Annotated in this window: 11 protein-coding genes and 1 pseudogene; 11 read left to right on the top strand and 1 reads right to left on the bottom strand. The window is 39.3% G+C overall.

The genetic code is table 11. The features are described from left to right. The 10 genes and pseudogenes from CN326_RS24560 to yajC all read left to right on the top strand — a co-directional run. A pseudogene (locus CN326_RS24560) lies at positions 1-561 on the top strand (peptigoglycan-binding protein LysM); the annotation flags it as partial. A 352-nt stretch (positions 562-913) separates the two neighbouring features. Continuing rightward, positions 914-1,618 carry a YhcN/YlaJ family sporulation lipoprotein gene (locus CN326_RS07950; RefSeq protein ID WP_098308031.1) on the top strand — a complete coding sequence of 235 codons (705 nt, stop codon included), beginning with the start codon at positions 914-916 and terminating at the stop codon, positions 1,616-1,618. Between the two features lie 74 nt (positions 1,619-1,692). Further along, entirely contained in the window at positions 1,693-1,890 is a 198-nt protein-coding gene (locus CN326_RS07945; RefSeq protein ID WP_141524997.1) for a hypothetical protein, read from the top strand. Positions 1,891-2,408: 518 nt separating this feature from the next. After that, positions 2,409-2,939 (top strand): BofC C-terminal domain-containing protein, encoded by a 531-nt coding sequence (locus CN326_RS07940; RefSeq protein ID WP_098308027.1) that lies wholly within the window; start codon positions 2,409-2,411, stop codon positions 2,937-2,939. A gap of 180 nt (positions 2,940-3,119) precedes the next feature. After that, a complete protein-coding gene (gene ruvA / locus CN326_RS07935) occupies positions 3,120-3,737 on the top strand; it encodes a Holliday junction DNA helicase RuvA (protein ID WP_098308025.1) in 618 nt (205 codons plus the stop codon). A 5-nt stretch (positions 3,738-3,742) separates the two neighbouring features. Beyond that, positions 3,743-4,744, top strand: coding sequence for a Holliday junction branch migration DNA helicase RuvB (gene ruvB, locus CN326_RS07930; protein WP_098308023.1), 1,002 nt, complete (start codon positions 3,743-3,745; stop codon positions 4,742-4,744). Further along, positions 4,741-4,941 carry a DUF2905 domain-containing protein gene (locus CN326_RS07925; protein WP_098308021.1) on the top strand — a complete coding sequence of 67 codons (201 nt, stop codon included), beginning with the start codon at positions 4,741-4,743 and terminating at the stop codon, positions 4,939-4,941. Before ruvB ends, CN326_RS07925 begins: the two co-directional genes overlap by 4 nt. Before the next feature lie 18 nt (positions 4,942-4,959). Then, on the top strand, positions 4,960-6,012 hold the full coding sequence (gene queA / locus CN326_RS07920) for a tRNA preQ1(34) S-adenosylmethionine ribosyltransferase-isomerase QueA (RefSeq protein WP_098308019.1): 1,053 nt from the start codon (positions 4,960-4,962) through the stop codon (positions 6,010-6,012). A 14-nt stretch (positions 6,013-6,026) separates the two neighbouring features. Beyond that, the gene (gene tgt / locus CN326_RS07915; protein ID WP_098308017.1) at positions 6,027-7,166 is read left to right on the top strand and encodes a tRNA guanosine(34) transglycosylase Tgt; all 1,140 of its coding nucleotides are present in this window, start codon (positions 6,027-6,029) and stop codon (positions 7,164-7,166) included. 27 nt (positions 7,167-7,193) lie between these two features. After that, positions 7,194-7,454, top strand: a complete 261-nt coding sequence (gene yajC / locus CN326_RS07910) for a preprotein translocase subunit YajC (protein WP_098308015.1) — start codon at positions 7,194-7,196, stop codon at positions 7,452-7,454. A 44-nt stretch (positions 7,455-7,498) separates the two neighbouring features. Here the strand turns inward: yajC and CN326_RS07905 are convergent, their stop codons facing one another. Beyond that, positions 7,499-7,885 (bottom strand): TIGR04086 family membrane protein, encoded by a 387-nt coding sequence (locus tag CN326_RS07905; RefSeq protein WP_098308013.1) that lies wholly within the window; start codon positions 7,883-7,885, stop codon positions 7,499-7,501. A 114-nt stretch (positions 7,886-7,999) separates the two neighbouring features. Between CN326_RS07905 and CN326_RS07900 the strand changes: the two genes are divergently transcribed. After that, complete coding sequence (locus CN326_RS07900; RefSeq protein WP_098308011.1) at positions 8,000-8,656, top strand: DUF421 domain-containing protein; 657 nt, start codon at positions 8,000-8,002, stop codon at positions 8,654-8,656. Positions 8,657-8,673: the final 17 nt, after the last annotated feature.

The following is an 8,673-nucleotide window of genomic DNA, read 5'->3' as shown; positions in this document are numbered from 1 at the left end:
CAAATGCCAAACGTGATGCCAATGATGGAAAGTAGCCATATGCCAAATGTGATGCCGATGATGGAAAATAATCAAATGCCACCATTTGCACCAATGCCGTATCCATATCAACCATCATACCCACAACAGATGCCATATCAACCATCATACCCACAACAGATGCCATATCAATCACCATATCCACAGCAAATGATGCCAGGACCACATTATCACATGCCATATCAACAAAATCCATACTACGGCATGCCAGCAATGCAAGGTATGCCGCCAATGCAGGGCATGCCACCATATGATATGCAATACACTTCTATGCCAAATCCAAATGTCGCACCTATAACAATGGATAATAATGCACCGCCAATTGCGCCAATACAAGAGGATTGTGGTTGTGATGATGAACCTAAATTATATAGCCCGCAGCCAGGTATGCCATACTTCCCACGTGAAACTTATCAGCAAAACCCATATATTCCGTATACACCGCAGCCGGGTACAATGTATTATCCATCAAATCCTCCTTCCGTATTTGGTACACCATATCCGGAAGAAGAGGAAAATTAAAAAGAGTGTCAGGGAGCCGTTCTTTTATAAAGAACGGCTTTTTTGTGAAAATCTGTGTGGAAATTCGGAAAAGATTAGATAATATAATAAAATAAGTACAAATGAATCCTGCTGAGAAAGAAAGTAGCAGAAATGGAACAAAAAATTGAAAAACTTGTTGAGTGGTTACAAGCGAAAGTAAAAGCCTTATCATTGAGCGTCTTCATGCCCGCTCGGAGCATAAACGTCGTTTAGCAGCAGCACCTCCAAACTTTTAAGTAAAATACTGACAGTGTAAAAACCCCCTTTGCGACTCATGATAAGAAGGAGCTTTTCGAAAGAAAAGTTCATCCTAACAGAGGGGGTTTTCATATTGAACAAACAAATTAAACTTATTGCCGCTTCTTTGTTAGTTACCAGTGCTTTAGCTGCATGTGGTACGACTACAAATAAAAGTGCGATGGACCGTAATGCAACTTATAATTACCAGCGTACATCGTACGATAATACCTATCCGAACAATAATGTAACGCGTACAGATCGTACCACAGATTATGTCACATACCGTAACAACGCAAAAACAGACCAGTATGGAAATGTAAAGTATTCCAACATTAACCAAAATATTCATGATCGTCGTGATAACGTCGGGTACAATTATTACCGTGATGTAAATTATCACGGTCAAATAGCGAATCCATATCCAACTCGTAATGTGACGATGAACAACGCGCCTGCTAACGCTGATTCCAAAACAGCTGAAGCTGTTACCAATCGTGTAAAGGGTATGCCTAACGTGGAACGTGTTTCTACTGTTGTGCGTGGTAATGATGTTGTCATTGCAGTAAAATCTCGCAGTGGGACAGATGAAAAAGCATTAACAGATGACATTCGTAAAGCTGTTGCGCCGCTTGTTAACAATCGAAATGTCTATGTAACGGCAAAAGAAGATATGTTTACTCGTGTTGACACGTTGAGCACAAGTCTTCGAAATGGGACAGTTACAAACAATGTAAATCGTGACGTAACGCAGCTGTTCCAAGACCTTCGTGCAAATGTAAATAATGTGGTGCGATAATGAAAAGGGGAAAGGGTTAGTCCTTTCCCCTTTTTTTATATGAAATGTATCGCATTGGGAGCTTAAATATAAGAGTGCGTGATTTTGACCTTTTTCTGTATGTTATAGTAAAAGCGGAAAAGAATATTCCTGTTGGTCGATATAAAGTAACTGGAAATAGCAATTTCGTTGTGCGTAGCGCTGGTGGTGGAAATATTGGTGTAGATAGCTATGTATTCCAAGCCAACGATGGCGATGTAATTCATTTCCTTCTTGCTTTCTTATATGATTAATGTTATATTAACAAAGCGATGAGCTAATTTACGTAAGACGAGAGATATGCTTAAGTGCTAAACACGCGGATGTGGCCGCCTGGTCTCTCGCCGTAAAACGCATCAAGACGCCTGCATGACAGGCGTCTTTCTTATTATATAGAAACCTAGCGGAGTAGGATGAAGATCCTATTCCGCTTTTTTGTTGTTTATCCCGCATGAACGGGCAGTTATCCTCCCACCTCAAGATTCAAAAAGAAACGAGGAAGATAGGTGGGGAGATAACTGCTGGCATGCGCCCGATTGATTCAACTAACCATCAGTGGGGGATGAAGAACCCCCCACTGATGGTTAGTTTCAATTTATTCTAGTCAGTTCCGTTTTCGTATTGTCTAGCTTCGCCTCCTAACTCCTTCCGCCTAAGAACCTTAGCCTAAGTGGGTTAACAGTCGGCACCGCTTTTCTAGGGGATAAAACTTCTATTTTCGGTCAAACTGTAAATAGAAGTTTTTTATTTTCCCTAAAAGAGGTGACAGCATATGAAATTCATGATCATTGCAATGCAAATCGTGCTAGCTGTGTTTTGTTTTTATCATGAATCGAGTGTAGCATTGGCAGAAAGTTCGGGTAATGCAGTGCAACAAGAACCTCAAATTACAATCATGTTGCAGCGTACATATTTAGACGGGGAAGTGAGTCAGGAAATCTTCACGGAAAAGGTCGTGAATTTAGAAAAGCTTTTGGAGCAATATAAAGAGTGGCAACTTGTCGATCGAGACGATGGGCAAATTGTATTACAAAAGCGCATTGATGATATTTCACCGTTATTAAAAACAAGCGGTTATTTTGGGGTTTCGAAAGAGGGGATTCTCCAAATTTTTAACGGTGTGCCAGAAACCGATAATGTCATTCATTCCTTCTTTCAAATTGATATGAAAAAGATGGAGAGTTATCAGCGTGAACGGTTGAAGCGCGGGATTCGGGTGAAATCAAAAGAGCGATTTGTGGAAGTAATGAAGGATATGGAGCAGTATTCTAGGAGTAATGGAAACAGCCGTAGCTTAAAATAGCTACGGCTGTTTCTTATTTTTGTTTTTCTAAAATCATTTTGCAATATTAATTTTTTGAAGGTGCTCTGTCAATATGAAAATGACAAAATAGAATAGAGAACATTTGTTGGGGGAATCTCGCATTTATATCATTACTTATGTTAAAATGGAATACATGATTTGAGAGGGAGAGATACAGTTTTGTTTGAATATATTACAGGTTATGTGGAATATGTAGGACCGGAATATATCGTTCTTGACCATAAAGGAATTGGTTATCAAATTTTTACTCCAAATCCGTATGTATTCCAAAGAAGTGAACAAGAACTTCGCGTATATACATATCATTATGTAAGAGAAGATATCATGGCCCTTTACGGATTTAAAACGCGTGAAGAGCGTTTGTTATTTACAAAGCTTTTAGGTGTATCGGGGATTGGACCAAAAGGTGCCCTTGCGATTCTAGCTTCTGGTCAAACAGGGCAGGTTGTGCAAGCGATTGAACATGAGGATGAAAAATTCTTAGTGAAGTTCCCGGGTGTTGGAAAGAAAACAGCGCGTCAAATGATTTTAGATTTAAAAGGGAAATTGGCAGATGTTGTGCCGGATGCCTTTGTTGACTTATTTTCAGATGCAGAGCGTTTCGATGAGAAGAAAGGAACATCTGCGGAGCTTGATGAAGCACTGGAAGCACTTAGAGCACTTGGATACGCAGAGCGAGAAGTGTCTCGCGTTGTGCCAGAACTATTAAAAGAGTCACTTACGACGGATCAATATATTAAAAAGGCACTTAGTCTTTTACTAAATGGTAAGAGGTGAGTAGAATGGACGAACGTCTTGTCTCGGGGGAATCCGCATATGAAGATGTGGACTTAGAATATTCGTTAAGACCACAAACGCTCCGTCAATATATTGGGCAAGATAAAGCAAAACATAATCTAGAAGTATTTATTGAAGCGGCAAAAATGCGTGAAGAAACGTTAGATCACGTCTTATTGTATGGACCGCCAGGACTTGGGAAAACGACATTAGCAAATATTATTGCGAATGAAATGGGCGTTAATATTCGTACAACGTCAGGACCGGCAATTGAACGACCAGGTGATTTAGCAGCGGTATTAACGGCGCTTCAGCCAGGTGATGTTTTATTCATTGATGAAATTCATCGTTTACATCGCTCAATTGAAGAAGTATTATATCCAGCGATGGAAGATTTCTGTCTTGATATTGTAATTGGAAAAGGTCCGACAGCGCGCTCTGTTCGGCTCGATTTACCTCCGTTTACACTAGTTGGTGCAACGACGCGTGCAGGTGCGTTATCTGCACCGCTTCGAGATCGTTTCGGTGTATTGTCTCGTTTAGAATATTACACAGTTAATCAGTTATCAGCCATTGTAGAACGTACAGCAGAAGTGTTTGAAGTTGAAATTGATTCGTTGGCTGCCTTAGAAATTGCAAGGCGTGCACGAGGTACACCGCGAATTGCGAACCGTTTACTGCGCCGTGTACGTGATTTTGCGCAGGTGCGCGGTGATGGAACCGTTACGATGGATATTACACAAATGGCACTTGAACTACTGCAAGTAGATAAACTTGGGCTAGATCATATTGATCATAAATTATTGCTTGGTATTATTGAAAAATTTCGTGGAGGTCCAGTTGGATTAGAAACAGTCTCAGCAACGATTGGGGAAGAATCTCATACAATTGAAGATGTGTATGAGCCGTACTTACTGCAAATTGGCTTCCTGCAAAGAACACCAAGGGGCCGCATTGTTACACCGCTTGCCTATGAACATTTCGGAATGGAGATGCCGCAAGTATGATGGATATGTCAAAGCTGCTTATTACGGCTGGTATCCTTTTGGTTGTTGTTGGATTGGCTTGGAAGTTCATAGGAAGACTTCCAGGCGATATTTTTGTGAAAAAGGGGAACGTTACCTTTTATTTTCCTATCATTACGTGTATTGTGATAAGTATTGTATTATCTTTTATTATGTATGTCATAAATCGATTCAAATAGAAATAGGTGAACATAGTTATGGATATTAATCTGTTTGATTTTCATTTGCCAGAAGAACTCATTGCACAAATACCGCTTGAAGAACGTGAAACATCAAGATTAATGGTGTTAGATCGTGAAACGGGTGAGATTCAGCATAAACATTTTACTGATATTCTTTCTTATTTGCATGAGGGTGATTGCTTAGTTTTAAATGAAACGAAAGTGATGCCTGCTCGTTTGCATGGTGTAAAAGAAGATACAGGTGCACATATTGAAGTGCTTTTATTAAAGCAAGAAGATGGAGATACTTGGGAGACGCTTGTTAAACCTGCGAAACGTGTGAAAGAAGGAACGGTAATTTCTTTTGGTGAGGGAAAACTAAAAGCAACATGTGTTGGAACTGGCGAACAAGGTGGTCGTCAGTTGGAATTTTCGTATGACGGTATTTTCTATGAAATTTTAGATGAACTTGGTGAAATGCCGCTTCCTCCGTATATTAAAGAAACGCTTGAAGATCGTGACCGTTATCAGACGGTATTTGCACGCGAAGTTGGTTCAGCAGCAGCGCCAACAGCGGGGCTTCATTTTACAGAAGAGCTATTAGAACAACTGAAGCAAAAAGGCGTTCATTTAGCGTTTATTACACTGCATGTTGGACTTGGGACATTTAGACCAGTTTCTGCAGATACAATCGAAGAACACCATATGCACGCAGAGTATTATCATATGTCGGCGGAAACAGCAGATTTGCTAAATCGTGTAAAACAAGAAGGCGGCCGTATTATCACTGTTGGTACAACATCAACGCGTACGCTTGAAACAATTGCAACAGACAATAATGGTAAGATTTGCGCAGCTTCTGGCTGGACCGATATTTTCATGTATCCAGGATATGAATTTAAAGCAATCGATGGTTTGATTACAAACTTCCACTTGCCAAAATCAACATTAATTATGCTTGTGAGTGCATTTGCAGGAAGAGAAAATGTTCTTCATGCGTACAATGAAGCGGTAAAAGAAAAGTATCGTTTCTTTAGTTTCGGTGATGCGATGTTTGTTGCATCTCACTCTAAAGTAGAGAAGAAATAAAAAGGAGTAACTATATGACAGCAATACGTTATGAATTAATTAAAACATGTAAACAAACAGGAGCACGTTTAGGCCGCGTTCATACACCGCACGGTTCATTTGAAACGCCAATTTTTATGCCAGTAGGAACACTTGCGACAGTAAAAACAATGTCGCCAGAAGAATTAAAAGCAATGGATGCGGGGATTATTTTGAGTAATACATACCATTTATGGCTTCGTCCTGGTCATGAAATTGTACGCGAGGCAGGCGGTTTACATAAATTTATGAACTGGGATCGTTCAATTTTAACAGATTCTGGTGGCTTCCAAGTATTTAGTTTAAGTGACTTCCGCCGCATTGAAGAAGAAGGTGTTCATTTCCGCAATCACTTAAATGGAGATAAATTATTCTTATCGCCAGAAAAGGCAATGGAAATTCAAAATGCACTTGGTTCTGATATTATGATGGCATTTGATGAGTGTCCGCCGTTTCCAGCGACATTTGAGTATATGAAAAAATCAGTAGAGCGTACGAGCCGCTGGGCAGAGCGTTGTTTAAAAGCGCATCAGCGTCCGCAGGATCAAGGTCTATTTGGTATTGTACAGGGCGGAGAGTTTGAAGAACTTCGTCGCCAAAGTGCACGCGACCTTGTTTCAATGGATTTCCCGGGTTATGCAGTTGGTGGATTATCTGTTGGAGAACCAAAAGATATTATGAATCGTGTGCTTGAATTTACAACACCACTTCTTCCGGATAATAAGCCTCGTTATTTAATGGGTGTTGGATCTCCAGACTCGTTAATTGACGGTGCAATTCGTGGTATCGATATGTTCGACTGTGTACTTCCAACTCGTATTGCGCGAAATGGTACATGTATGACAAGTGAAGGTCGTTTAGTTGTAAAAAATGCAAAATTTGCAAAAGACTTTGGCCCGCTTGATCCAAATTGTGATTGTTACACATGTAAAAACTATTCACGTGCATACATTCGTCACTTAATGAAATGTGATGAAACATTCGGAATTCGTTTAACGTCTTATCACAACCTGCATTTTCTGTTAAAATTAATGGAGCAGGTGAGACAAGCTATTCGTGAAGACCGTCTTGGAGACTTCCGTGATGAGTTCTTTGAACAGTATGGCTTTAATAAACCAAATGCTAAAAATTTCTAATACATAATAATTAAGGAGGAATAAAAGATGAATCCAGGTATGATGAATATTATCATGATCGTTGCGATGTTTGCGATTTTCTACTTCTTATTAATTCGCCCGCAACAAAAGCGTCAAAAGGCAGTAGCACAAATGCAAAGCGAACTGTCAAAAGGTGATGCAATCGTAACAATTGGCGGCATGCACGGTACAATTGAATCTGTAACTGATACAACAATCGTGATTAAATCTGGTGGCTCACACCTTACATTTGATCGCAGTGCGATTCGTGAAATTGTAAAAAGCTAATGAAAAAAGCTGTCCCAAAAGTATTACTTTTAGGACAGCTTTTTTTAATATGTTGTACGCTTACCAATGTTGACTCCGAGTATGCCCCCAATTGTACTTGCTGCAATAATCACAAGTTGATATAGAAGCTGTACCTTTGATAACGCCGATGAAAAGCCTAAATAATTTACAAGAAATACGAGAATGGCAAATACGACTCCAGTGGATCCACCGACAAACCATCCTTTTCCTTGTGCTTTTACCCCAGCAACAAATCCAGCGATTATTGTCGACACAATTGCGAGGACAAAAAGTGCGATGGATAAAGTTCCTTCATTTATGTTTGTAAACTTCAATAATAAAGCAATGATGATACTTGCTAGGCAAGCGAAGATAAGTAAGGTAACGATGCCGAATCCAACTGCAATTGATAATTTTTTCGTTCCATCCATAGAGCATCTCTCCTTTCTAATACAAGCATATTTCCTGTTTTGCTAAGTTAGACTAGTTTCTTTTTGTGCGGGGAAACTAATAGATAGAAATTGCAACGAGAAAGGAAATGAAAGATGGAACTAGTTCAAATTGTCTTTCGAACAATTATCTTATACAGTGTGATGTTAATTATTTTTCGTCTAATGGGAAAACGTGAAATTGGGGAATTGAGTGTTTTGGATTTAGTCGTTTTTATTATGCTGGGTGAAATGGCGGTTATTGCGATTGAAAATATGGATAAATCCATTTGGCATCAACTCGTTCCGATGGTGCTTATTATGGTCATCCAAATTGCTTTATCCCTTGTTTCGTTAAAAAGTCAGCGTATTCGTCATATATTAGAAGGAGAGCCGGCTATTATCGTGCGTGAGGGAAAAATCGATGAGAAGCAAATGCGTAAACAGCGTTACAATATGGATGATTTGCTCATGCAATTACGTGAGCAAAGTATCGGTGATATACGTGATGTGGAATATGCCATTTTAGAGCCGTCTGGAAGATTATCAGTATTTGAAAAACAAAAAAGTAAAAAAAGTAAAAATGACACACCATTATTTTCAGTTCCGCTTATTATTGATGGTGAAATTCAACGAAAACATTTATATATGATGGAACATACCGATATATGGTTGGAAGACAAACTAAAGAAATTAGGGTATAAGGATATTGAAAACATTTCATATTGTAGTTTTCAAAACGGCCAGTTTTTTGTTGATCTAAAAGATAAATAAAAAGTTGCTTCTTGAAA

Source organism: Bacillus sp. AFS018417, assembly GCF_002560985.1.
Taxonomy (GTDB): domain Bacteria; phylum Bacillota; class Bacilli; order Bacillales; family Bacillaceae_G; genus Bacillus_A; species Bacillus_A rhizoplanae.
This window is presented reverse-complemented; position numbering and strand designations above follow the sequence as displayed.

Excerpts from the sequence above, each read along its gene's own strand:
- CN326_RS07900 (WP_098308011.1), top strand. The coding sequence starts at position 8,000 with ATGGAACTAGTTCAAATTGTCTTTCGAACAATTATCTTATACAGTGTG.
- CN326_RS07940 (WP_098308027.1), top strand. The coding sequence starts at position 2,409 with ATGAAATTCATGATCATTGCAATGCAAATCGTGCTAGCTGTGTTTTGT.
- ruvB (WP_098308023.1), top strand. The coding sequence starts at position 3,743 with ATGGACGAACGTCTTGTCTCGGGGGAATCCGCATATGAAGATGTGGAC.
- yajC (WP_098308015.1), top strand. The coding sequence starts at position 7,194 with ATGAATCCAGGTATGATGAATATTATCATGATCGTTGCGATGTTTGCG.
- tgt (WP_098308017.1), top strand. The coding sequence starts at position 6,027 with ATGACAGCAATACGTTATGAATTAATTAAAACATGTAAACAAACAGGA.
- CN326_RS07925 (WP_098308021.1), top strand. The coding sequence starts at position 4,741 with ATGATGGATATGTCAAAGCTGCTTATTACGGCTGGTATCCTTTTGGTT.
- queA (WP_098308019.1), top strand. The coding sequence starts at position 4,960 with ATGGATATTAATCTGTTTGATTTTCATTTGCCAGAAGAACTCATTGCA.
- CN326_RS07905 (WP_098308013.1), bottom strand. The coding sequence starts at position 7,885 with ATGGATGGAACGAAAAAATTATCAATTGCAGTTGGATTCGGCATCGTT.